The organism is Streptomyces roseofulvus (assembly GCF_039534915.1).
Taxonomy (GTDB): Bacteria; Actinomycetota; Actinomycetes; order Streptomycetales; family Streptomycetaceae; genus Streptomyces; species Streptomyces roseofulvus.
Window position 1 is genome coordinate 2901840 of sequence record NZ_BAAAWE010000001.1, and the last position, 24444, is coordinate 2926283.

16 protein-coding genes and 1 pseudogene are annotated in these 24444 nt (G+C 75.2%); 16 read left to right on the forward strand and 1 reads right to left on the reverse strand.

The genetic code is table 11. The annotated features are described in order from the left end of the window. Nucleotides 1–75: 75 nt before the first annotated feature. Nucleotides 76–3273, forward strand: coding sequence for a glycoside hydrolase family 84 protein (locus ABFY03_RS13390; protein WP_346172245.1), 3198 nt, complete (start codon nt 76–78; stop codon nt 3271–3273). Between the two features lie 60 nt (nt 3274–3333). Here ABFY03_RS13390 and ABFY03_RS13395 read toward each other — a convergent pair whose 3' ends face one another. Then, on the reverse strand, nt 3334–3897 hold the full coding sequence (locus ABFY03_RS13395) for an HNH endonuclease (protein ID WP_319008399.1): 564 nt from the start codon (nt 3895–3897) through the stop codon (nt 3334–3336). A 240-nt stretch (nt 3898–4137) separates the two neighbouring features. Here ABFY03_RS13395 and ABFY03_RS13400 point away from each other — a divergent pair, with 240 nt between their 5' ends. From ABFY03_RS13400 to ABFY03_RS13470, 15 genes and pseudogenes are all read left to right on the forward strand, one after another. Continuing rightward, nucleotides 4138–5223, forward strand: coding sequence for a mechanosensitive ion channel family protein (locus ABFY03_RS13400; protein WP_386723575.1), 1086 nt, complete (start codon nt 4138–4140; stop codon nt 5221–5223). A 163-nt stretch (nt 5224–5386) separates the two neighbouring features. Continuing rightward, on the forward strand, nt 5387–6595 hold the full coding sequence (locus tag ABFY03_RS13405; protein ID WP_346169978.1) for an ROK family transcriptional regulator: 1209 nt from the start codon (nt 5387–5389) through the stop codon (nt 6593–6595). A 66-nt stretch (nt 6596–6661) separates the two neighbouring features. Next, the gene (locus ABFY03_RS13410; RefSeq protein ID WP_319008402.1) at nt 6662–8008 is read left to right on the forward strand and encodes an ABC transporter substrate-binding protein; all 1347 of its coding nucleotides are present in this window, start codon (nt 6662–6664) and stop codon (nt 8006–8008) included. Nucleotides 8009–8024: 16 nt separating this feature from the next. Further along, nucleotides 8025–9023, forward strand: coding sequence for a carbohydrate ABC transporter permease (locus ABFY03_RS13415; RefSeq protein ID WP_319008403.1), 999 nt, complete (start codon nt 8025–8027; stop codon nt 9021–9023). Between the two features lie 3 nt (nt 9024–9026). Next, nucleotides 9027–9893 (forward strand): carbohydrate ABC transporter permease, encoded by an 867-nt coding sequence (locus ABFY03_RS13420; RefSeq protein ID WP_346169979.1) that lies wholly within the window; start codon nt 9027–9029, stop codon nt 9891–9893. Between the two features lie 7 nt (nt 9894–9900). Beyond that, entirely contained in the window at nt 9901–11166 is a 1266-nt protein-coding gene (locus ABFY03_RS13425; protein ID WP_346169980.1) for a 6-phospho-beta-glucosidase, read from the forward strand. Next, a complete protein-coding gene (locus ABFY03_RS13430; RefSeq protein WP_319008406.1) occupies nt 11157–12131 on the forward strand; it encodes an N-acetylglucosamine kinase in 975 nt (324 codons plus the stop codon). The genes ABFY03_RS13425 and ABFY03_RS13430 overlap by 10 nt, the downstream gene beginning before the upstream one ends. 268 nt (nt 12132–12399) lie before the next feature. After that, complete coding sequence (locus tag ABFY03_RS13435) at nt 12400–13842, forward strand: hypothetical protein (protein ID WP_386723576.1); 1443 nt, start codon at nt 12400–12402, stop codon at nt 13840–13842. 11 nt (nt 13843–13853) lie between these two features. Beyond that, nucleotides 13854–14885 carry a glutamate ABC transporter substrate-binding protein gene (locus tag ABFY03_RS13440; protein ID WP_346169981.1) on the forward strand — a complete coding sequence of 344 codons (1032 nt, stop codon included), beginning with the start codon at nt 13854–13856 and terminating at the stop codon, nt 14883–14885. Nucleotides 14886–14903: 18 nt separating this feature from the next. Beyond that, nucleotides 14904–16181, forward strand: a complete 1278-nt coding sequence (locus tag ABFY03_RS13445; RefSeq protein ID WP_346169982.1) for a coiled-coil domain-containing protein — start codon at nt 14904–14906, stop codon at nt 16179–16181. Then, entirely contained in the window at nt 16178–18727 is a 2550-nt protein-coding gene (locus ABFY03_RS13450; protein ID WP_346169983.1) for a serine/threonine-protein kinase, read from the forward strand. Before ABFY03_RS13445 ends, ABFY03_RS13450 begins: the two co-directional genes overlap by 4 nt. Next, on the forward strand, nt 18724–20094 hold the full coding sequence (locus ABFY03_RS13455; protein WP_386723577.1) for a PP2C family protein-serine/threonine phosphatase: 1371 nt from the start codon (nt 18724–18726) through the stop codon (nt 20092–20094). The genes ABFY03_RS13450 and ABFY03_RS13455 overlap by 4 nt, the downstream gene beginning before the upstream one ends. Nucleotides 20095–20134: 40 nt before the next feature. Beyond that, on the forward strand, nt 20135–21460 hold the full coding sequence (locus ABFY03_RS13460; RefSeq protein ID WP_319008412.1) for a vWA domain-containing protein: 1326 nt from the start codon (nt 20135–20137) through the stop codon (nt 21458–21460). 1475 nt (nt 21461–22935) lie between these two features. Beyond that, a pseudogene (locus ABFY03_RS37920) lies at nt 22936–23820 on the forward strand (FHA domain-containing protein); the annotation flags it as partial. A gap of 78 nt (nt 23821–23898) precedes the next feature. Then, a complete protein-coding gene (locus ABFY03_RS13470; protein WP_319008414.1) occupies nt 23899–24306 on the forward strand; it encodes a globin in 408 nt (135 codons plus the stop codon). The last annotated feature ends 138 nt before the right edge of the window (nt 24307–24444 follow it).

The following is a 24444-nucleotide window of genomic DNA, read 5'->3' on the forward strand; positions in this document are numbered from 1 at the left end:
CAACCGGCCGGGCAGGACCCGCCCCTGACGATCCGGCGGGTCCGGGGCCCGGTGAAGGGAGACCCCGTGACCCCCGTGCGTCCGGGCCGTGGGCCGCGTACGGCGACCGCGGTCGCCGCCGCCGTCATCGGCGGGCTCCTCGGCGGTGCCGTGCCCGGCTCGGCGGGCGCCGTCCCGCCGCCCGCCGCGGCACCCGACCTGGCCGCCCTGCCCGCGGCCCCCGCGGCCGTTCCCGCCGCCCCGGACGTCCCCGCGCCCCGGGTCCGTGCCGCGCGCGCGGCGGCGCAGCCCTCGGTGTGGCCCCGGCCGCAGTCGCTGACGGCCGCGGGGCCCGCCGTGCGGCTCGGCGAGCGGGTGACCCTGGTGGCGGACGAGGACGCCGACCCGGCGGCCCTGGCGGCCGTGCGGAGGCTGCTCGCCGACGCCGGGGTGCGGACCGTGCACGAGGGGCTGCCGGGCGCGGGTCCGGTGCTGCGTCTGTCGGGGCCGTCCGGCGAGGCGGCGCAGGAGGCGCTGGCCTCCTTCGGGGTGGCCGAGCGGGCCGACCTGCCCCGCGGCGGCTACCGGCTGGCGACCGGCCGGTTCGGCGGGCGGGACACCGTGGTGCTGGACGGGGTGGGCGAGGACGGCCTGTTCCACGCCGTGCAGACGCTCCGTCAGCTGCTCGGCGAGGGCCCGGACGGGGTCGGCGGTGAGGTGCCCGGCGTCGTGGTCCGGGACTGGCCCGGCACGGCCGAGCGGGGGCTCGCGGAAGGCTTCTACGGCACCCCGTGGACGACCGCACAGCGCCTGGCGATGCTCGACTTCCTGGGCCGCACCAAGCAGAACCGCTACCTCTACGCGCCCGGTGACGACCCGTACCGCACGGCGCAGTGGCGCGAGCCGTACCCGGAGGCGCAGCGCGCCGGGTTCCGGGCCATGTCCGAGCGGGCCCTCGCCAACCACGTGACGCTGGGCTGGGCGGTGGCCCCGGCGCAGTCGATGTGCCTCTCCTCGGACGCGGACGTGGCGGCGCTGGCGCGGAAGCTGGACGCCATGCGGGAGCTCGGCTTCCGCTCCTTCCAGCTGCAGTTCCCGGACGCCGGGTTCGGCGAGTGGACCTGCGACGAGGACGCCGACGCGTTCGGGCGGGACGCGGCGGGCGCGGCCCGGGCCCACGCGCGCGTGGCGAACGCGGTGGCCCGGCACCTGTCCGAGCACCATCCGGACGCGGAGCCCCTGACGGTGCTGCCGACGGAGTACTACCAGGAGGGCACCAGCGAGTACCGTTCGGCGCTCGCGGGCGCGCTCGACGCGCGCGTGCGGGTGGCGTGGACGGGCGTCGGGGTGGTGCCGCGCACCATCACCGGCACCGAACTGGCCGGGGTGCGGGCGGCCCTGGGCCGGCGGCCGCTGGTCACCATGGACAACTACCCGGTGAACGACTACGCGCAGGACCGGCTCTTCCTGGGGCCCGCCACGGGCCGGGAGCCCGCGGTCGCGGCCGGTTCGGCCGCCTATCTGGCGCACGCGATGGAGCAGCCGGCCGCCTCCAGGATCCCGCTGTTCACCACCGCCGACTTCGCCTGGAACCCGCGCGGCTACCGGCCCGCCGAGTCCTGGCGGGCGGCCGTCGCCGACCTGGCGGGACCGGATCCGGCCGCGCGGGCGGCGCTCGACGCGCTGGCCGGGAACGCGGCCTCGTCGCTCCTCGCCCCGGACGCCGAGTCGGCCGGCCTGAAGCCGCTGATGAAGGCGTTCTGGTCGGCGCGGAGCTCCGGGACGGCGGCGGCCCGGGACGCGGCGGGGCGGGAGCTGCGGGCCGCGTTCACGGTGATGCGGGAGGCGCCGGAGCGACTGGCCGGCACGGCGGGCGGGGCGCTGCGCGCCGAGTCGGGGCCCTGGCTGGAGCAGCTGTCCCGGTACGGGGCGGCGGGCGAGGCGGCCGTCGACATGCTCCTCGCGCAGGCGCGCGGCGACGGTCCCGCGGCCTGGCAGGCGCAGCTGCGCCTGGAGCCGCTGCGGCCGCGGATCGGGGCGAGCGGGGCGACGGTCGGCGACGGGGTCCTCGACCCGTTCCTGGACCGGGCGGTGAAGGAGGCGGCGGCCTGGACCGGCGCCGACCGCGACCCGGAGCGTGAGGTGGACCGGGCCGCCGGCTCGTACACGGTGAGGCTGGACCGGGCGCGGCCGGTGGAGGCGGTGACGGTGCTGACCGGGAAGGCCGCCGGGAAGCCCTCGGGCGACGGGCGGCCGGGGGCGGAACAAACCCCGCACGCGCGCGTGGAGGCGTTCGTGGCGGGCGAGGGCTGGCGGCCGCTGGGGCCGCTGGACGCGTCGGGCTGGACGCAGACCGAGCTGAAGGGGCTGCGCGCCGAGGCGCTGCGGATCGTCTGGGACGGCGAGGGCCCGGCGCCCGACGTGCGGTCGCTGGTGCCGTGGTTCGCGGACGGGCCGCGGGCCGGTCTGGAGCTGGCCCGGACGGAGACGGACCTGGAGGCCGGCGGCGCGGCGGGCCGGGTGGAGCTGAAGCTGACCGGGAACCGGGCGGCCGGGGTGCGGGGCCCGCTGACCGCGAAGGCGCCGAAGGGGATCACCGTACGGCTGCCGAAGGAGGCGTCGGTCGAGCGCGGCGGCACGACGACCGTGCCGATGGAGGTGTCGGTGGCGCCGGGCACGCCGTCCGGGGAGTACCGGGTGCCGGTGGCCTTCGCGGGCGAGGAGCGGGTGCTGACGGTGCGGACCTTCCCGCGGACCGGCGGCCCGGACCTGGCCCGCACGGCGACGGCCTCCTCGTCCGGCGACGAGACGGCGGACTTCCCGGCCGCGCTGGCGGTGGACGGGGATCCGGCGACCCGCTGGTCCTCGCCGGCGGAGGACGGCGCCTGGTTCCAGCTGGAGCTGGCCGAGCCGGCCCGGATAGGGCAGGTGGTGCTGCACTGGCAGGACGCGCACGCCGCCCGCTACCGGGTGCAGGTCTCCGCCGACGGCCGGATCTGGCGGACGGCGGCGACCGTCACGGACGGGCGGGGCGGCCGCGAGTCGGTGCGGATGGACGCGGCGGACACCCGCTTCGTGCGGGTGCAGGGCGAGAAGCGGGCGACGCCGTACGGCTACTCGCTCTGGTCGGTGGAGACGTACGCGGTGGCCCAGGAGCCGGCGGCCCCGGAGCAGGCCGACAAGCCGGACGCGCCCGCGGCGGACGCACCGGAGAAGGAGGCCCCGGAGCAGGCCGCCCCGGAGCAGGACGCGTCGCCGGAGGAGGGCACGCGGGAGGAGGACGCCGCTCCCTGAGCGGCGCCCCCGCCTCCGTACCTCCGCCGGACCGGCCCGGGGACGCGGAAGGCCCGGACCTCAGCCGGTCGTCAGCACCCCCGCGGGGGTGTCGGCGACGGAGTCGATCCGGGCCATCGCGTCCTCGGCGCCGTACGGCGTGAGGTAGGGCAGCCACCGTGGGTCCCGGTGGCCGGTGCCGATGATCCGCCAGGCCAGGCCGGTCGGCGGCGCGGGCTGGTGGCGCAGCCGCCAGCCGATCTCCCTCAGGTGCCGGTCCGCCTTGAGGTGGTTGCAGCGGCGGCAGGCCGCCACCACGTTCTCCCAGGCGTGCGTCCCGCCCCGGCTGCGCGGGATGACGTGGTCGACGCTGGTCGCCACTCCCCCGCAGTACATGCAGCGGCCGCCGTCGCGTGCGAACAGGGCCCGGCGGGTCAAGGGAACGGGCCCCCGGTAGGGGACCCGCACGAAGCGCTTCAGCCGTACCACGCTGGGCGCGGGGACGACCTGATGCTCGCTGTGCAGGAAGGCGCCGGACTCCTCGATACAGAGGGCCTTGTTCTCCAGTACGAGGACGAGTGCGCGGCGGAGCGGTACGACGCCCAGGGGCTCGTACGACGCGTTGAGGACCAGGACATGCGGCACGGATGCCTCCTATGACGCCGGCGGCGCGTGGCTCGCGCCGGGACGAACTGCTCTCAGTCTCTCCTCATGCCTGGTCGGAGCGCCACCACGTTCCCGCGATCGCCCGCGCCGTGCCGGACGTGTTCTCGACCACATCGGCATGTCTCCCGGGTATGTGCCCGGGTGAGGTCGGTCTCTCCCTCGAACAGGGGAACCGTTCCGCATCCGATGCCCCGTTAGGGTGGATGGCCTGCGTACGCGATGCCTGGAGGTTGTCCCGTGTCCTGGTCCGTCCTGGCGGCCGCCACCGATCCCGAGCCCATCCCGGTGACCCTGGACGAGGCGGCCGAGAAGGCCACCGACGCGGCGAGCTGGGTGGAGGAGAACTGGTCCACCTGGCTGAACACCGGTCTGCGGATCCTGCTGATCCTGGTCGTCGCCCTGCTGCTGCGGTGGGCCGTCCGCCGCGCCCTGACGAAGCTGATCGAGCGGATGAACCGCTCCGCCCAGGCGGTGGAGGGAACGGCGCTCGGCGGGCTCCTCGTCAACGCGGAGCGCCGACGGCAGCGGTCCGAGGCGATCGGCTCGGTGCTGCGCTCGGTGGCCTCCTTCCTGATCCTGGGCACGGCCGGGCTGATGGTCCTGGGCGCCTTCGACATCGATCTGGCGCCGCTGCTCGCCTCGGCCGGTGTGGCCGGTGTGGCGATCGGTTTCGGCGCGCGGAACCTGGTGACGGACTTCCTCTCCGGCGTCTTCATGATCCTGGAGGACCAGTACGGCGTCGGCGACTCGGTGGACGCGGGCGTGGCGTCCGGCGAGGTCGTCGAGGTGGGGCTGCGGGTGACGAAGCTGCGCGGGATCGACGGCGAGATCTGGTACGTGCGCAACGGCGAGATCAAGCGGATAGGGAACCTCAGCCAGGGCTGGGCGACGGCCTCGGTCGACGTCACGGTCCGGCCGACGGAGGACCTGGACCGGGTGCAGGGCGTGATCGCGGCGGCCGGCGAGACCATGGCGAAGGACGAGCCGTGGAACGAGCGGCTGTGGGGTCCGGTGGAGGTCCTCGGCCTGACCGAGGTGCTGCTGGACTCGATGACCGTCCGGGTCTCCGCGAAGACGATGCCGGGCAAGAAGCTGGGCGTCGAGCGCGAGCTGCGCTGGCGGATCAAGCGGGGGCTGGACGAGGCCGGCATCCGGATCGTCGGCGGGCTGCCCGCGCAGGCGGAGGAGCCGGCGCCGGCCGACCCGACGGCCGGCATGGCGGCCCCCTCGGTCTTCTCCAGCGCCACCTCCCCGCAGTCGGCGGCGGCCACGCCGCTGCCGCGGACGGACCTCAACAAGCCCTGAGCCGCCGCCCCGCCCGCCCTCGACACCCCCGCCGGTAACGCTTCGGTTGCCGTCGGGGGTGTCGTGCGTGTGCGGGTATTGACGCCCCGCCGACGCCCGCCCTACCGTCCTCCCCATCGGATAGGAAACTTTCCTAACAGTGTGGAAGGCAGGTGCGACCGTGATGGCGGGCATCCAGGGCACCCCCGGCACCCCGCGGGTGCTGCGGGCCATGAACGACCGCGCCGCACTCGACCTGCTCCTGGAGCACGGCACCCTCTCCCGGACCCGGATCGGCAAGCTGACCGGCCTCTCCAAACCGACCGCCTCGCAGCTCCTCGCCCGCCTCGAAGCGGCGGGGCTGGTCCGGGTCACCGGCACCACCGAGGGCCGCCCCGGCCCCAGCGCCCAGCTGTACGCGCTCGAACCGGGCGCCGGGTACGCCGCCGGGCTCGACGTGAACCAGCACCGCATCCGCGCCGCCGTCGCCGACATCACCGGCGCCGTCACCGGCGAGTACGAGCTCCGCACCGAGGGCCGTACCGGCGACGGCGTGGTCCGCCAGGTCACCGACGCCCTCGACGGGGCCGTCAAGGCGGCCGGGCTCACCCGCGCCGACGTCCGCCGGCTGGTCATCGGCACCCCCGGCGCCTTCGACCCGGCCACCGGACGGCTCCGGTACGCCTCGCACCTGCCCGGCTGGCACTCCCCCACGCTGCTGGAGGAGCTGGCCGCGGTGCTGCCCATGCCCTTCGAGTACGAGAACGACGTCAACCTGGTGGCGATCGCCGAGCGGGCCCTCGGCGCCGCCCGCGGCCACGAGGACTTCGTGCTGCTGTGGAACGAGGAGGGCCTCGGCGCCGCCCTCGTCCTCGGCGGCCGGCTGCACCGCGGCTTCACCGGCGGTGCCGGCGAGGTCGGCTTCCTGCCGGTCCCCGGCACCCCGCTGGTCCGCCAGGTCACCCAGGCCAACTCCGGCGGCTTCCAGGAGCTCGCCGGCGTCCAGTCGGTGCCCCGGATCGCCCGCGCGGTCGGCATCGACACGCCCGAGCAGCCCTACGTGGCCGTGGCGTCCGGACTGCTCGCCCGGGCCGCCGAGACCCCCGAGGACGGGCCCTACGCGGAGCTGCTCGACCGGTACGCCGAGCGGCTCGCCACCGGTCTCGCCTCGCTCGTCGCCGTCCTCGACCCCGAACTCGTCGTGCTGTCCGGAGACGTCCTCGTCGCCGGCGGCGAACCGCTGCGGGCCCGCGTCCAGGCCGAGCTCGCCGACCTCGCGGCCTCCCGGCCGCGCCTCGTCCTCACCGCCGTCCCGCACGAACCCGTGCTGCGCGGGGCGCTGGAGAGCGCCCTCGCCACCACCCGCGACGAGGTCTTCGACACCTCGCGCTGACCCGCCCCGGCCCCGGTCCTCGCCCCATCCCCCCTTTCCCGTCAGTCCGCCAAGGGAGACACCGCCATGCCCGCACGCGCCCGCAGAGCCGCCGCCGCGCTCGCCGCCACCGCCTCGCTCGCCCTCTTCGCCACCGCCTGTACCGGCTCCGCGACCAACACCGCGAGCGACGACCCCAAGGCCGAGACGACCCTCACCTTCTGGCACGGCTGGACGGCCCCGTCCGAGGTCAAGGCGATCGAGGAGAACGTCGCCCGCTTCACCAAGGCCCACCCGAACATCAAGGTGAAGGTCGTCGGCAACATCAACGACGACAAGCTCGGCCAGGCGCTCCGCGCGGGCGGCTCCAACGGCCCCGACGTGGTCGCCTCCTTCACCACCGCCAACGTCGGCAAGTTCTGCCACACGGGCGCCCTCGCCGACCTCAAGCCCTTCATCGAGAAGGACAAGCTGGACCTCGACGCGATCTTCCCGAAGGTCCTCCAGGACTACACCCAGTTCGAGGGGAAGCGCTGCACGCTGCCGCTGCTCTCCGACGCGTACGGGCTCTACTACAACAAGGACGCCTTCAAGGCCGCCGGCCTCGACCCGGAGGCGCCGCCGAAGACCTGGTCCGAGTTCACCGAGGTCGCCAAGAAGCTGACGAAGGCCAAGGGCGACTCGTACGAGCGGCTCGGCTTCATGCCGAACTACCTGGGCTACGAGACGGTGGTCTCGCACTACATGTCGCAGTGGGGCCACGGCGGCTACTTCGGCGCCGACGGCAAGTCGACGGTCGGCACCGACCCCGCGTTCGCCGAGATGATGACGTACCAGAAGTCACTGGTGGACGCGCTCGGCGGCTTCCAGAAGCTGGACAAGTACCGCACCACCTTCGGCGACGAGTGGGGCGCCAAGCACCCCTTCCAGACCGGCCAGGTCGCCATGCAGCTGGACGGCGAGTGGCGGCTGAACTTCATCAAGGAGGCCAAGGTCCCGTTCGAGGTCGGCGTGGCCCCGCTGCCGGTCGCCGACGACGAGGTGGCCGAGTACGGCAAGGGCTACCTCTCCGGCACAATCATGGGCATCGCGCCGCAGTCGAAGAAGCAGAACGCCGCCTGGGAGCTGGTCAAGTACATGACCACGGACACCGAGGCCGTGGTGAGCTTCGCCAACGCCATCGGCAACGTCCCCTCCACCCTGGAGGCCCTGAAGTCCCCGGACCTGAAGTTCGACGAGCGCTTCAGGACCTTCCTCGACATCGCCCGGCACCCGAAGTCCACCACCTCGGACGGCGCGGTGAACGGCTCCGCGTACCAGGACACCCTCCAGAAGTTCGCCCAGCAGTACGAGAAGGGCCAGGTCACCGACCTGAAGAAGGGCCTCGCGGACACCGCCGCGCAGATCGACCGCGACATCGCCGCGGCGAAGTGACGGCCGGACACCGCTCATGAGCACGGACACCCTGCCCGCGACGGAGGCGGCCGCCCCGGCCGCCTCCGCCCCCGGGGCGCGGAACACGCTGCGGGCCAAGCGCCGCCGCAACGCGCTCCGCACCCTGGCCTTCATGTCGCCCTGGCTGATCGGCTTCGGCTTCTTCTTCGCCTATCCGCTCGTCTCGACCGTCTACTTCTCGCTGATGAAGTACGACGGGCTCAACCCGCCCGAGTGGCGCGGCCTGGACAACTGGACGTACGTCTTCACGTCCTTCCCGCAGTTCTGGCCGGCGCTCCAGAACACCCTCTGGCTCTGTGTCGTCATGGTGAGCTGCCGGGTGGTCTTCGGCCTCGGCATCGGCCTGCTCATCACCAAGATCAAGACGGGGGCCGGGGTCTTCCGGACCCTCTTCTACCTGCCGTACCTGGCGCCGCCGGTGGCGGCGACGCTCGCCTTCGTCTTCCTGCTCAACCCCGGCACCGGGCCGGTCAACTCGCTCCTGGAGGCGCTCGGCCTGCCCGCCCCCGCCTGGTTCAACGACGCGGCCTGGGCCAAGCCGGCCCTCACCGTGCTCGCCGTGTGGGGCGTCGGCGACCTCATGGTCATCTTCATGGCCGCCCTGCTCGACGTGCCCAAGGAGCAGTACGAGGCCGCCGAGCTGGACGGCGCGGGCCCCTGGCAGCGGTTCCGGCACATCACCCTGCCGAACATCTCGCCGATCATCCTCTTCGCCCTGGTCACCGGGGTCATCGGCGCCATGCAGTACTACACGCAGCCGATCGTGGCCTCCAAGGTCGCCTCCGGCGTGATGGGCGGCTCCGGCGTCACCTTCGTCCCCGGCTACCCCGACGACTCCACGCTCACGCTGCCGCAGCTCGTCTACAGCCTCGGCTTCAGCCAGTTCAACTACGGCGCGGCCTGCGTCATCGCGCTCGTGCTCTTCGCCTTCTCCATGGCCTTCACCGCCCTGCTCATGCGGCGGCGCGGCGGCCTGATCGGCTCGGGTGACTGAACCATGACCGTGTCCCCGACCCCGCCCGCCGCCCGGACGGCCCGCCGCAAGGCCCTGCTGCGCTGGATCGCCGTGCACTCCCTCGGGATCGCCGCGGCCCTCTTCTTCGTCCTGCCGTTCGTCTTCGTCGTCCTCACCTCGCTGATGAGCGACCAGCAGGCGCTCACCCGCGACCTCACCCCGGACACCTGGCACTTCGAGAACTACACCAAGGTCTTCGAGACGCCCGGCTTCCTCACCTGGTGGAAGAACTCGCTGCTGTACGCCGGGCTCGGCACCGTCCTCGTCGTGGTCTCCTCGATCCCCGTCGCGTACGCGCTCGCCAAGTTCCGCTTCCGCGGCCGGCACCTGTCCCTGCTGCTCGTCATCTCGATGATGATGCTGCCGCCGCAGGTCGTGATCATCCCCATGTACCTGTTCTGGGCCAAGCAGATGGACCTCTCCGGGTCGCTCTGGCCGCTGATCATCCCGCTGGCCTTCGGCGACGCCTTCGCCGTCTTCCTGCTGCGCCAGTTCCTCCTCACCATCCCCGACGAGTACGTCGAGGCGGCCCGGATCGACGGCTGCGGCGAACTGCGCACCCTGCTGCGGATCGTGCTGCCGATGGCGAAGCCCGGCATCGCCGCCGTCGCCCTCTTCCAGTTCTTCTACTGCTGGAACGACTACTTCGGGCCGCAGATCTACGCCTCCGAGAACCCGGCCGCCTGGACGCTCAGTTACGGCCTGGAGTCCTTCAAGGGCGCGCACCACACCGACTGGAACCTGACCATGGCCGCGACCGTCCTGGTCATGGCCCCCGTGATCCTCGTGTTCTTCTTCGCGCAGAAGGCGTTCGTCGAGGGAGTCACCCTGACCGGAGTGAAGGGCTGAGACACACATGAAGCTCGCTGTCGTGGGGGGCGGCTCCACCTACACCCCCGAACTGATCGACGGATTCGCGCGGCTGCGCGACACCCTGCCCATCACCGAACTCGTCCTCGTCGACCCCGCCGCCGACCGGCTCGCCCTCGTCGGCGGGCTCGCCCGGCGCATCTTCGCCAAGCAGGACCACGACGGGACGATCACCACCACCACCGACCTCGACGCCGCCGTCCAGGGCGCCGACGCCGTGCTCCTCCAGCTCCGCGTCGGCGGCCAGGCCGCCCGCAACGAGGACGAGACCTGGCCGCTGGAGTGCGGCTGCGTCGGCCAGGAGACCACCGGCGCGGGCGGCCTCGCCAAGGCGCTGCGCACGGTCCCCGTCGTCCTCGACATCGCCGAACGGGTCCGGCGCGCCAACCCGGACGCCTGGATCATCGACTTCACCAACCCCGTCGGCATCGTCACCCGCGCGCTCCTGAAGGCCGGGCACAAGGCCGTCGGACTCTGCAACGTCGCCATCGGCTTCCAGCGCAAGTTCGCGAAGCTCCTCGACGTGGCCCCGGCCGAGATCCACCTCGACCACATCGGCCTCAACCACCTCACCTGGGAGACCGGCGTCCGGCTCGGCGGCCCGGACGGCGAGGACGTGCTGCCCCGGCTGCTCGCCGAGCACGGCGACACGATCGCCGGCGACCTGCACCTGCCGCGCCTGGTGATGGACCGCTTCGGCGTCGTCCCCTCGTACTACCTGCGCTACTACTACGCGCACGACGAGGTGGTGGAGGAGCTGCGCACCAAGCCGTCGCGGGCCGCCGAGGTCGCCGCGATGGAGAAGCAGCTCCTGGAGATGTACGGGGACCCGGCGCTCGACGAGAAGCCGGCGCTGCTCGGCAAGCGCGGCGGGGCCTTCTACTCGGAGGCGGCCGTGGACCTGGCGGCCTCGCTGCTGGGCGGGGCGGGCTCGCCGTACCAGGTGGTGAACACCCTCAACGGCGGGACGCTGCCGTTCCTGCCGGACGACGCGGTCATCGAGACGCAGGCGGCGGTCGGGCCCGGCGGCGCGGTGCCGCTGCCGGTCGCGCCGGTGGACCCGCTGTACGCCGGTCTGATCGCGCACGTCACGGCCTACGAGGACCTGGCGCTCGACGCGGCCCTGCGCGGCGGCCGGGAGCGGGTCTTCAAGGCGCTGCTCGCCCACCCGCTGGTCGGGCAGTACGCGTACGCCGAGCAGCTCACCGACCGGCTGATCGCCCACAACCGGGGGCACCTCGCGTGGGCGTGAACGGGGGGCTGCTCGCGGTCGACGCGGGCAACAGCAAGACCGACGTGGCGGTCCTCGCGCCGGACGGGACGGTGCTGGGCGCGGCGCGCGGGGGCGGCTTCCAGCCGCCGCTGGTGGGGGTGGCGGCGGCCGTCGACGGGCTGGCGGAGATCGCGGGGCGGGCGGCGGCCGACGCCGGTGTCCCGCTGTCCTTCGCCCACGTCACGGCCTGCCTGGCCAACGCGGACCTGCCGGTCGAGGAGGCGGCGCTGGAGCGGGAGCTGACGGGGCGGGGGTGGAGTGCTTCGGTACGGGTCCACAACGACACCTTCGCGATCCTGCGGGCCGGGCTCGACGAGCCGCGCGGGGTGGCCGTGGTCTGCGGGGCCGGGGTGAACTGCGTGGGCATGACCCCGGACGGGCGGACCGCCCGCTTCCCGGCGCTCGGGAAGATCTCCGGGGACTGGGGCGGGGGCGGCGGGCTCTCCGACGAGGCCATGTGGTTCGGGGCCCGTGCGGAGGACGGCCGGGGCGAGCCGACCGAGCTGGCCCGGGCGCTGCCCGCGCACTTCGGCCTGGACACCATGTACGCGCTGATCGAGGCCGTGCACCTGGGCCGGATCCCGCACGCGCGGCGGCACGAGCTGACGCCGGTGCTGTTCCGGGTGGCGGCGGAGGGCGACCCGGTGGCGCTGTCCCTGGTGCACCGGATGGCCGAGGAGGTCGTGGCCCTGTCGACGGTGGCGCTGCGGCGGCTCGGACTGCTGGACGAGGAGGCGCCGGTGGTCCTCGGCGGCAGCGTCCTCGCCGCCCGGCACCCGCAGTTGGACGCCCGGATCCTCGAACTCCTCGCGGAGCGGGCGCCGAAGGCGGTCGTGCGGTTCGTGACGGCGCCGCCGGTGCTGGGCGCGGGGCTGCTCGCCCTGGACGAGCGGGGGGCGGGGCCGGCGGCGGCGGAGCGGCTGCGGGCGCACTACGCGGGCTGACGCCCGCACATGTTCACCTGTTCGAGCGATCCCCCGGGTGGAACCGATCCGGGGGATCCGTCGTATTCAGAGTGAATGGTGTTCGAAGCGGGTTCGATGCGGGCGCGAGCGGTCAGGGGAGAGAGCGAGGGGGGCCTCGCCCGCGGAAGTCCCGGGAGAGTGGGGCGCGATAGGCACAAGATCGTGTCATTCCCGGTGTGCGGGCGGGTCACCTGCGGCCATACTGCTCGCCGGGGTCGATCGACGTCGAGACCGAGGGGGAGGTCACGTGACACATCCGCCGAGCGCGCCCGCCGCGGCGCCGCATCCGGCATCCGCGCCCGCGCGGCCGGCCGTGCCCGGGCAGGTCTCGCGTGCCGCCGCCGTCGGCGCCGCACCGCCGCCCGCGCGAGGGGCGTGGGCGACCGGGCGCGAGGTGCTGCGGGAGGCCGCGACGACCGAGCCGGGCCGGCTGCGGATCCTCGGGGCCGTCCTCGCCCTGCTCGTCCTGGCGCTCGGCACGGTCGCCGGTCTCGAAGCGGCCGACCGGGCCGGCTCCGCCGAGGACGTCGTCGGACGCAGCCAGCCGCTGAGCGCCGACGCCGCCGCGATCTACCGCTCCCTGGCCGACGCGGACTCGACCGCCGCGGCCGGCTTCCTCGCCGGGATACTCGAACCGGGCGAGTCCCGCGCCCGGTACGACCGGGACATCGCGACCGCCTCCCGGCTCCTGGTGAAGGCCGCGGCGAACACGGACGGTTCGGGCGAGTCGGCCCGCGAGATCACCACCCTCAACGAACTGCTGCCCCGCTACACCGGGCTGATCGAGCGCGCCCGGGCCGCCAACCGGCAGGGCCTGCCGCTCGGCGGCGCCTATCTGCGGTACGCGAACCAGGAGATGACGACCCGGCTGCTGCCCGCCGCCGAGCGGCTGTACGCGGCGGAGACGGCCCGGCTGCACGAGGACGACGACGACGCCCGCGCCTGGCCCTACCTGGCGCTCGGCGCCGGGGGGCTCGCCCTCGGCGTGCTGGGGTGGGCGCAGCGGCGGGAGTACCGGCGGACCAACCGGGTGTTCAGCCGGGGGCTGCTCGCCGCCACCGCCGCCTCCGTCGTGGTGCTGCTGTGGCTGGCCGGGGCGCACACGGTGGCCCGGACCGGTCTGGGCTCGGCGCAGTCCGAGGGGCAGCAGTCGCTGCAGCTCCTCAACGAGGCGCGGATCAGCTCCCTCAAGGCCCGCGCCAACGAGAACCTGACGCAGGTCGCCCGGGGCGCGGTGCTCACCGAGGACGGGAAGGACGACAAGTACGAGGCGGAGTACGCGACCGGGATGGGCGCCCTCGCCGACGCGCTCGCCCGGGCGACCCGGCTCGCCGACGACGAGGCCGGCCGGGCCCCGCTGGCCGAGGCCGCGGCCGCGGTCGAGGAGTGGCGGAAGCGGCACGCCGAGGCGCAGAAGCGCGGCGACGACGGCGACTACCGCGGCGCCCTCGACCTGATCGTCGGCCCGCAGGGCGAGACGGAGCCGAAGGAGTCGGCCGGCTGGTCCTTCGACCAGGTCGACGCGGCCCTGGAGCGGGCCCTCACGCACGAGCAGGACGAGTTCACCCGCTCCGCGCGCGGGGCGGTGGACGCGCTGACCGGGCTGCCGCTGGGCGCGGCGGCGCTGGGCGCGCTGGGCGCGCTGGGCGCGGTGCTCGGCATCAACCGAAGACTGTCGGAGTACCGGTGAGAGGGGGCGGAATGGCACACGACGGCGAGCCGGCGGCGCGACGGGCGGCCCGGCGGCTGCGGGGCTGGGGCGGCGTGGCCGCGATGGGTGCGGCCTGCGCGCTGACCGCCGCCCTCACCCTGCTGCCGCTCACCCGGGACGCGGGCGGCGCGGTCCCGTCCGGCGGTCCTTCCGGGCCGGGCCCCGGCGTGGGCACGGGCCTCCAGGTCAAGGCCGACACCTGCGAGAACCCGCAGGCGTCGCTGCGGCCGTCGACGGTGGACGGGCCGTCGGTCGCCGCGATCAAGCGGCGCGGCAAGCTGATCGTCGGCGTCGACCAGTCCAGCTACCGCTGGGGCTTCCGGAATCCGAAGACCGGCACCCTGGAGGGCTTCGACATCGACCTGGCCCGGGCGATCGCCAAGGACCTGCTGGACGACGAGGAGGCGGTCGTGCTGCGGGCCGTCCCCACCAACCAGCGGATCGCGGCCCTGGACAGCGGCAAGGTGGACCTCGTGGTCCGCACGATGACGATCAACTGCAAGCGGATCAAGCAGGTGGCCTTCTCCACCGCCTACTTCCGGGCCGGGCAGCAGGTGCTGGCGCCCAAGGACTCCCCGGTCACCGGCTACGACGCCTCGCTGAAGGACAAGCGGGTCTGCACCGCCGAGGGGTCCACGGCCTACGAGGCGCTGGAGGAGAAGTCCTTCGGCGCGGTCGTCAAGGACGAGGGCGACGGCACCCCCGCCGACCGGGACCTGCTGACCGTCCCCAACCAGCTCGACTGCCTGGCCCGGCTCCAGATGGGCGAGGTCGACGCGGTCGTCACCGACAACGCGCTGGCGGCCGGACAGGCCGCGCAGGACCCGGCGGTGGAGCTGAAGGGCGCGCCGTTCACCGAGGAGTACTACGGGGTGGCGGCGAAGCTGGGCAACGACGACCTGGTGCGCCGCGTCAACAAGGTCCTGGAGGACTACCGGAAGGGCCCCTGGCAGGAGGCGTACCGGACCTGGCTGGAGGCGGACCTCGGGAAGGCCGAACCGCCCCTCCCGCTGTACAAGTAGAAGGAGATGAGGAGAGCGATGGGCGTCACGGGACCCCCTGGGCCGGTGATGGACCGGGACGAGGTGGACCGTGCGCTGGCGCGCCTCGGCGCGGAGCACAAGGCGGTCGAGGACTCGCTCCTCGCGCTCCAGGACCACGCCGGCCGGCGGCTCCTCGAAGGCGCCGGGCTGACCGGCATCACCCGGGAGCGCTGGGAGGCGACCGAGCGGACCATCACCGTGCTCTGGAGCTGCTTCGACGCGTACACGGCGGCGCTGCGGGAGGCCCGGGAGGTCCGGTCGCGGCACAAGTGGCCGAACCGGGAGGAGCTGGCCGAGCTGACCGAGCGGCTGCGCGGCGACTCGGTGCACGTGCCCGGCGGGGCGGGCGAACAGGCCCTGCTCGCCGAGCGGTTCACCCTCGACGGCCTGGTGCGGCGGATGAACGAGCTGTACGCGGCCTCGCTCGACGTGGTGGTCACGGCGGACGCGGTGTGGTCGGCGCTGCCCGCGCGGATAGACCTGCTCGCCGCCGAGCTGGGCCGGACCCGTTCGCTGGCGCACTCGGTCGGGGTGCGGCCCGGGGAGCACCCGGCCGGGGACGAACTGGAGTCGATCACCGCCGAGCTGACCGAGCTGCGGTCCCGGGTGGTGACCGACCCGCTGGCCTTCTGGCGTCCTGCGGCGGGCAGTTCGGCGCCCGGCGGCGGCCGCCCCGACACCGCGCGGTACGACCGGGCGGCGCTCGCCCTGGAGGACGTGCGGCGGGAGATCGAGGCGGTCCTCGCGGTGCGGCAGGACTCCGAGGAGCGGCTGCTGCGGCTGCGGGACGTGCTGTCCCGGGCGGACCGGACCCTCGCCGAGGCCCGGGTGGCGCGCGGCGAGGTGCTGGCGAAGATCGCCGCCTCCGAGGTGCCGGCCGTGAGCGGGCCGCCGACGGCGCTCCAGGAGCGGCTCCAGGCCGCCGCCGAGCACCGCAGGCACGCCCGGTGGCACCGGCTCTCACCCCTGCTCGACGCGCTGGAGCGGGAGGCGGAGGAGGAGTTGCTGCGGGCCCGCGACTCGCTCACGGCGGTGACGGCGCCGCTGGCGGTGCGGGCGGAGCTGCGCGGCCGGCTGGACGCGTACCGGGCGAAGGCGAACCGGCTCGGCGGGGCGGACGACCCGTTCCTGACCGAGCGGTACGACACGGCGCGCCGGATGCTGTGGAGCGCGCCCTGCGACCTGCGGGCCGCGGAGCAGGCCGTGCTGCGCTACCAGCAGGCGGTGGCGGATCTGCTGTCCGGTCCGCGGGAGACGGAAGGACGACAGTGGTGAGCGGTCTGAGAGCGCCGGGGAGCTGCCAGCGGCCCACGTGCGAGGGCGCGTACGAGGACGTCGGCGGCGGCGAGCTGTACTGCGACACCTGCGGTCTGGCGCCGGTGGTGGCGCCCAGCGGGCACCTCCAGGCCAACCCGACCGGCGTCGCGGTGCCGGGGAGGCACGGCGGCACGGGCGCGGGCTTCGGCGCGCCGTCCGAGGCGGCGGCCTGGGGCCCCGACTCGGCGTCGGCGCGCAGCGGTTCGCGCGCGTCCTCGCGGGCCTCGTCGCGCTCCTCGTCCTCCCGCCGCTCGGTGTCGGGGCGGCTGTCGCGGTCGCTGTCGGGGCGGGCCACCGGCCGTTCGGTGTCGGTGCGCAGCTCCGGCTCCTCCACCGGGAAGTCGGCCCGGAAGCGGCTGGGCGCGGGGCTGGTCACGATCCCGGAGGTGCCGCGCCCGGACCCCCGCGCGGCGGTGATGGAGCGGCCCGAGGTGCCGGAGCGGAAGCGATTCTGCTCGCGTTCCGACTGCGGTGCGCCGGTGGGGCGTTCGCGCGGTGACCGGCCGGGCCGCACCGAGGGCTTCTGCACCTCGTGCGGGCACCCGTACTCCTTCGTGCCGAAGCTGCGGGCGGGGGACGTGGTGCACGGCCAGTACGAGGTGGCGGGGTGTCTCGCGCACGGTGGCCTCGGCTGGATCTACCTCGCCGTCGACCGGGCGGTCTCGAACCGGTGGGTGGTCCTCAAGGGCCTCCTCGACACCGGCGACCAGGACGCCATGGCGGCGGCGATCTCGGAGCGCCGCTTCCTCGCCGAGATCGAGCACTCCAACATCGTCCGGATCTACAACTTCGTCGAGCACCTCGACCCGCGCACCGGCTCCCTGGACGGCTACATCGTCATGGAGTACGTGGGCGGCAAGTCGCTCAAGGAGATCGCCAACGACCGGCGGACCCCGGAGGGCCGGCGCGACCCGCTGCCGGTCGAGCAGGCGTGCGCGTACGGCATCGAGGCCCTGGAGGCGCTGGGCCACCTGCACAGCCGCAACCTGCTGTACTGCGACTTCAAGGTGGACAACGCCCTCCAGACCGAGGACCAGCTGAAGCTCATCGACATGGGCGCGGTCCGGCGGATGGACGACGACGAGTCGGCGATCTACGGCACGGTCGGCTACCAGGCGCCCGAGGTGGCGGAGGTCGGCCCGTCGGTCGCCAGCGACCTGTACACGGTGGCCCGCACGCTCGCCGTGCTCACCTTCGACTTCCAGGGCTACACCAACGTCTTCGCGGACTCGCTGCCGGAGCCGCGGCACATCGAGGTCTTTCAGCGGTACGAGTCGTTCTACCGGTTCCTGGTGCGGGCCACCGACCCGGACCCGGCGCGCCGCTTCGCCTCCGCCGAGGAGATGGCGGAGCAGCTGACCGGTGTGCTGCGGGAGGTCGTCGCGCTCCAGACGGGGCGGCCCCGGCCGGCGCTGTCGACGCTCTTCGGCGCGGAGACCCGGGTCACCGACACCGTGCTCTTCGCCGAGCAGACCGACGACGTGTCGGTGCTGGGGGCCCGCCGCACCGGCCGGGCCCGGCGCTCCGCTCCCCCGGCCGCGCCGGGCGTCCCCGCCGGGCAGCCGCTCGACGCGCTGCTCGCCCCGCTCGACGTGGCGGCCACCGCGCTGGCGCTGCCGGTGCCGCGGGTGGACCCGGCGGACGCCAACGCCGGTTTCCTCGCCGGCCTGCTGGCCGCCGCGCCCGCGGAGCTCCTCGGGGCGCTGCGGGCCGCCCCCGCCGACACCCCCGAGCTGCGGCTGCGCGCCCTGCGGGCCCAGCTCGACCTGCGGGACCTGGTCTCGGCCGGGCAGACGCTGGGCGCCCTCGAACAGTGGGACGCGGACGACTGGCGGGTGGTGTGGCACCGGGGCGTGGCCTCGCTGGTGGGCGGCGACCTGACACACGCGGCGCTCGCCTTCGACGCGGTGTACGACGCCTTCCCCGGCGAGCCCGCGCCCAAGCTGGCGCTCGGCGTCTGCGCGGAGGTGCTGGGCCAGCTCGACAACGCGGCCGAGTACTACCACCTGGTGTGGACGACCGACCCCGGTTTCGTCAGCGCCGCGTTCGGGCTGGCCCGGGTGCGGCTCGCCGCCGGGGACCGTACGGGCGCGGTCGCCGCGCTGGAATCCGTACCGGAGTCGTCCATCCACTACACGGCGGCCCGGGTCGCGGCGGTCCGCGCCCGGCTGCGGCGGCGCCCGCCCCGCGAACCGCTCGGCGCGGACCTGACCGCGGCCGCCGCGCAGGTCTCGGCGCTGGGCGGCTTCGGCCTCGACCCGGTGCGCCGGGAGCGGTTGTCGACGGAGGTGCTCGGTACGGCCCTGGACTGGGTACTCTCCGGGAGTCCCGGTGCCGCGCCGGGCGGCGGGGAGCCGCTGCTCGGCAGCGCGCTGGACGAGAACGGGCTCCGCTTCGGCCTGGAGCGCGCCTACCGGGTGCTGGCCCGGCTCGCCCAGCGGGGCGAGGAGAGGATCGAACTGGTGGAGCGGGCCAACCGCTACCGCCCCAGGACGTGGGTGTGAGGATGTCCCAGAAGCCCCAGCCGCCGTCGCACGGACTCGACGCCTGCCCGAACCCGGAGTGCGCCGAGCCCGTCGATCCGAGGGACCGCTACTGCGGGGCCTGCGGTTACGACCTGTCGGCCACCGTGGAGCAGCCGGCCGGCGAGGACCGGCCGACCATGCCGATCGCCGCGCCCGTCTGGCCCGAGGCGCCGCCCCGGGACCCCGGCTCGCTGTCGACGATGACCCAGCACCCCGGCGAGCTGCCGGGCACCGACTCCGGCGGCCGCGAGCTGCCGACGGTGCCGGTGCGCACGGACGGGCCGGCGGAGCCGAGCGGGCCGACCGTGCGCGGCGGCGGGGACTTCGAGCTGGCCGCGCCCGACCCGCGGGCCGCCGTCCGGGCGGAGCCCGCGGCCGCGCCCGCGGACGGGGCCGCCGCCGGGGCCGGCGGGGAGGTGCCGGACGGGGTCTGCGTGGCCTGCCGGGCCGGGCGGGTCGACGGGGACGGCTACTGCGAGAACTGCGGGCACGCCCAGCCGCGCGAGCGCGACCACATGGAGCGGGAGCTCGGCACGGTCGCGGCGGTCAGCGACCGGGGACTGCGCCACCACCGCAACGAGGACGCGTTCGCGCTCACCGAGACGACGCTGCCCGACGGCCGTCCCGCCGCCGTCGCCATCGTCTGCGACGGCGTCTCCTCCGCCCACCGCCCCGACGAGGCGTCCGCCGCCGCGGCCCGCGCCGCCGGCGCCGTGCTCGGCGAGGCGCTGCCGCGCGGCACCCACCCGCAGCAGGCCATGCACGAGGCGATCGTCGCCGCCGCCGAGGCCGTCACCGCCCTGGCCCGTACCGCGGGGGCGGGCGGCGGCAGCGCCGACTCCCCGCACGGCGGCAACTCGCCCGCCTGCACCATCGTCGGCTCCGTCGTCACCGACGACCTGCTCGTCGTCGGCTGGGTCGGCGACAGCCGCGCCTACTGGGTGCCCGACGACCGGTCCGGCCCCGCCGCACGGCTCACCGAGGACGACTCGTGGGCCGCCCAGATGGTCAAGGCGGGGCTGATGAGCGAGGAGCAGGCGTACGCGGACGAGCGCGCCCACGCCATCACCGGCTGGCTCGGCGCCGACGCGTACGAACTGGAGCCGCACACCGCCGCGTTCAAGCCGGACCGGCCCGGTGTCGTGGTGGTCTGCACGGACGGTCTGTGGAACTACGCGGAGGCCGCCGAGTCGATGGCCCGGGCCGTCCCCGCCGACGCGGCGGTCCGGCCGCTGCACGCGGCGCGGGTCCTGGTCGGCCACGCCCTCGACGGCGGCGGACACGACAACATCACGGTCGCGCTGACGCCGTTCGCCCCGCCGCCGGCGGGGGCAGGCTCTTCCTGACCCCCCGTCACCTCCGCTGCTGCCAAGGAGCCGAAACCAGATGGCGAACTTCGCCAAGCCGTCCGTGCCGCAGTTCTCGGTGGACGTCTACCAGAACGAGTACCTGCCGGTCGGCGGGCGGGACGTCGACGCCGTCGTCACCGTCACCGCGACCGGCGGCGGCACCAGCGGGGCGCGGGGGGTCACGGCCGGCGGGCCGGCCGGCGTGGTGATCATGATCGACTGCTCGGGCTCGATGAACTACCCGGCGGCCAAGATGGAGGGCGCCCGGGCCGCGACCGCCGCCGCGATCGACACCCTCCGGGACGGCACCTCCTTCGCCGTCGTCGCCGGCAACCACCTCGCCACCCAGGTCTACCCGGACCACGGGCGGCTCGCCGTCGCCGGCCCCCGGACCCGCGCCGAGGCGAAGGAGTCGCTGGCCGGGCTCACCGCCGACGGCGGCACCGCGATCGGCACCTGGCTGCGGCTCGCCGACGCCCTCCTCGGCGACGAGGACCTGGTCATCCGGCACGCCGTGCTGCTCACCGACGGGCGCAACGAGCACGAGTCGCCCGAGGCGCTGCGGGCCGCGCTCGACGCCTGCGCGGGCCGCTTCACCTGCGACGCGCGGGGGGTCGGCACCGACTGGGAGGTCAAGGAGGTCACCGGGATCGCCTCGGCGCTGCTCGGCTCCGCCGACATCGTCGCCGATCCGGCCGGTCTCGCCGCCGACTTCACGGCCATGATGGAGAACGTCATGGGCAAGGGCGTCGCCGGCGTGGCGCTGCGGCTGTGGACCCCGGTCGGGGCGGAGCTGGCCTTCGTCAAGCAGGTCGCCCCGGCGGTCGCCGACCTGACCGCCCGCCGCACCGACGTCGGGCCGCGCGCCGGGGACTATCCGACGGGCTCCTGGGGCGACGAGTCCCGCGACTACCACGTGCGGGTCCGGGTGCCGGCGAACGCGGTCGGGCAGGAGATGCTCGCCGCCCGGGTCTCCCTGATCGTCCCCGACCCGGCCGGCGGCGACGCCCGGCCGGTGTCCCAAGGGCTGATACGGGCGGTGTGGACGCACGACGTGGCGATGACCACGGCCATCGACCCCCAGGTCGCCCACTACACGGGCCAGGCGGAGCTCGCGGACGCCATCCAGGCCGGTCTCGACGCTCGCAAATCGGGCGATCAGGACGGAGCGACCGCGAAACTGGGCCGTGCGGTGCAGCTCGCGGCGGCCTCCGGGAACGCCGATACGGCGAAACTGCTTTCGAAGGTGGTGGACGTGGTCGACGCGGCGGCGGGTACTGTGCGGTTGAAGGCGAAGGTCGCGGAGGCGGACGAGATGACACTCGAGACGCGTTCCACCAAGACCGTTCGCGTCACGAGGTAGCCCGGCCACCGGGCCGGACGACGAGAGGGGGAAGCACCGACATGCCGACCTGCCCGAACGGACACCAGTCGGTCTCCGACGACTGGTGCGAGGTCTGCGGCCATCGCATGGCCGGGGCGGGCGCGCCTGCGGCTGCCGTACCGCCCCCTCCCCCGCCCCCGCCCGGCCCCCCGGGCCCCCCGCCCGCCTACGGCTACCCCCACCCGCCCTCCCCCGCCGGCCCCGGTGCGCCCGGCCCCGGTGCGCCCGGCGGCCCGGGCTACCCGGGCGATCCCGGCGGCCCCGGCTTCTCCGACGGCCCGGGCGCGCCGGGTGGCCCCGGCGGCCCCGGCTTCCCCGGCGCTCCGGCCGGCCCCGGCAACTCCGGCGGTCCCGGTGGCCCGGGCAACTCCGGCGGCCCTGGTGGCCCCGGCTTCGCCGGCGGTCCCGGCGCCCCGGCCGGACCGGGCAACCCCGGAGGCCCGGCCGGCCCCGGCTTCCCCGGTGGCCCCGGTGCCCCGGCCGACGGCGGCCGTCCCGGCTTCGGCGGCCCGGCGGGCGCCGACGGCCCCGGCTTCCCGCCCGCTCCTCCCGGCGGCCCCGGCCGCCCGGGCTTCCCCGACGGTCCCGGCGCGCCTGGTGGCGCTGGCGGTCCCGGCTTCCCCGACGGTCCCGGTGCGCCCGGCGGTCCCGGCCGTCCCGGCTTCCCTGACGGTCCCGGTGCGCCCGGCCGCCCTGGCGGTCCCGGCGGTCCCGGCTTCTCCGACGGTCCCGGTGCGCCCGGTGCCTCCGGCGGGCCTGGCGGGCCCGGCTTCCCGCCCGGTGCCGCTGGCGGCCCTGGTCGGCCCGACGGTCCCGGTGCGCCCGGCGGCCCGGGTGCGCCCGGTGCTTCCGGTGGCCCGGGTGCGCCCGGCTTCCCGCCCGCCGCACCCGGCGGTCCCGGCTTCCCCGACGGTCCCGGTGCGCCCGGCCGCCCTGGCGGTCCCGGTCGCCCCGGCTTCTCCGACGGTCCCGACGGCCCCGGCTTCGCCGGCGGGCCCGGTGCCTCGGCCGACGGCGGTCGCCCCGGCTTCCCCGGCGGCCCGGCGCGCGCCGACGGTCCCGGCTTCCCGGGCGGTCCCGGTGCGCCGGGGGGTCCCGGCAGGTCCGACGGTCCCGGCTTCCCGCCCGGCGGTCCCGGTCGTCCCGGGTTCCCCGACGGTCCCGGCGCGCCCGGTGGCCCCGGCTTCGCCGGTGGTCCCGGCGGGCCCGCGGGTGCCGACAGGCCCGGCTCTCCCGACGGTCCCGGCTTCCCGGGCGGTCGAGGTGCGCCGGGCGACGCCGGCCGCCCGGGCTTCCCCGACGGTCCCGGTGCGCCCGGCCGCCCTGGCGGTCCCGGCGGTCCCGGCTTCTCCGACGGCCCCGGTGCGCCCGGTGGCGACCGTCCCGGCTTCCCGGGCGGTCCCGCCGGCGGCCCCGGCTTCCCGCCCGCGCCCGGTGGGCCTGCCGGCGGGCCCGGGTTCCCCGGTGGGCCCGGTACGCCGCCTCCTCCGCCCGGGGCTCCCGGGGGGTTCTCGGGTGGTGGGGATCCGAATGCCACCGCCCAGGCGGAGCTGTGCCCCCAGTGCCGTACGCCGCGCGAGCACATGGCGCCGTACTGCGAGGAGTGCCGCTGGAACTTCCTGACCGGTACCGCGACCTCGTACACGCCGATCGCCCCGGCCAACCGGCCGGCCGGGCCGCCGGCTCCGGCCGCGCCGCAGGACCCGTTCGGGTACCACGACTCGCGGCCGTCGCAGGTGAACCGGCCCGCCGAACCGCTGGGCGCCGAGCCGACGCACCACCAGGCGCCGCCCGCGTACGCCCAGGCACCGCCGGCCCCGCCGCAGCCGCGGGCCGCGGCCGACGACGACTGGGTGCTGTCCCCGCCGTCCCAGCCGCAGCCCCCGCAGGCTCCGCAGCCCCCGCAGGCCCCGCAGGCCGGACCGCCGCGCCCGCAGCAGTGGACCGCCCACATCGGGCCGGACCGCGACTACTTCATGGCGATGATGCGCCGCAGCGGCCCGGAGGCGTCGGGCCTCAACCTGCCCGCGTACGCGCCGCCGAAGCAGCTGCCGCTCCAGGGCAACCAGGTCTCCATCGGGCGCCGCCGGCACTCCACCGGCGAGTCCCCCGACATCGACCTGGCCGTGCCGCCGGAGGACCCGGGCGTCTCGCACCAGCACGCCGTGCTGGTGCAGCAGCCCGACGGCTCGTGGGCGGTGGTGGACCAGAACTCCACCAACGGCACCACGGTCAACGGCGGCGAGGAGCCGATCCAGCCGTACGTCCCCGTCCAGCTCCAGGACGGCGACCGGGTGCACGTCGGCGCCTGGACGACGATCACCGTCCGGCGCGGCTGAACCGGCTGACCGGAAGGGCCGGAGGCCGGAGGTCCTAGACCTCCGGTCCTCCGCCGCCCCGTCTGAGACGATGGAACGGTGAACGAGATTCCCGGGGACGACACGGTGCAGGAGCAGACCTTCTACGAGCAGGTCGGCGGCGAGGAGACGTTCCGCCGTCTCGTCCGGCGCTTCTACGAGGGCGTCGCCGGGGACCCGCTGCTCCGCCCGATGTACCCCGAGGAGGACCTCGGCCCCGCCGAGGAGCGGTTCGCGCTCTTCCTCATGCAGTACTGGGGCGGCCCGGGGACGTACAGTCAGCGCCGCGGCCACCCCCGCCTCCGCATGCGGCACGCCCCCTTCACCGTCGACCAGGCCGCGCACGACGCCTGGCTCCGGCACATGCGCGCCGCGCTCGACAGCCTGGACCTCACGCCGGAGCACGACGCCCAGTTGTGGCGGTACATGACGTACGCGGCGGCCTCGATGATCAACACCGCCGGCTGAACAAGCCCCGCCTCCACGCCCGTCGGGCCACTCCACGCCACCGGATGAACACATTCCGGGGACGGATGACCGAATAACGGTCACGATCCCATCAAGGTCGATGCGCAAGCGGTTTCCAGCGACCGGTGGCCGATGAAA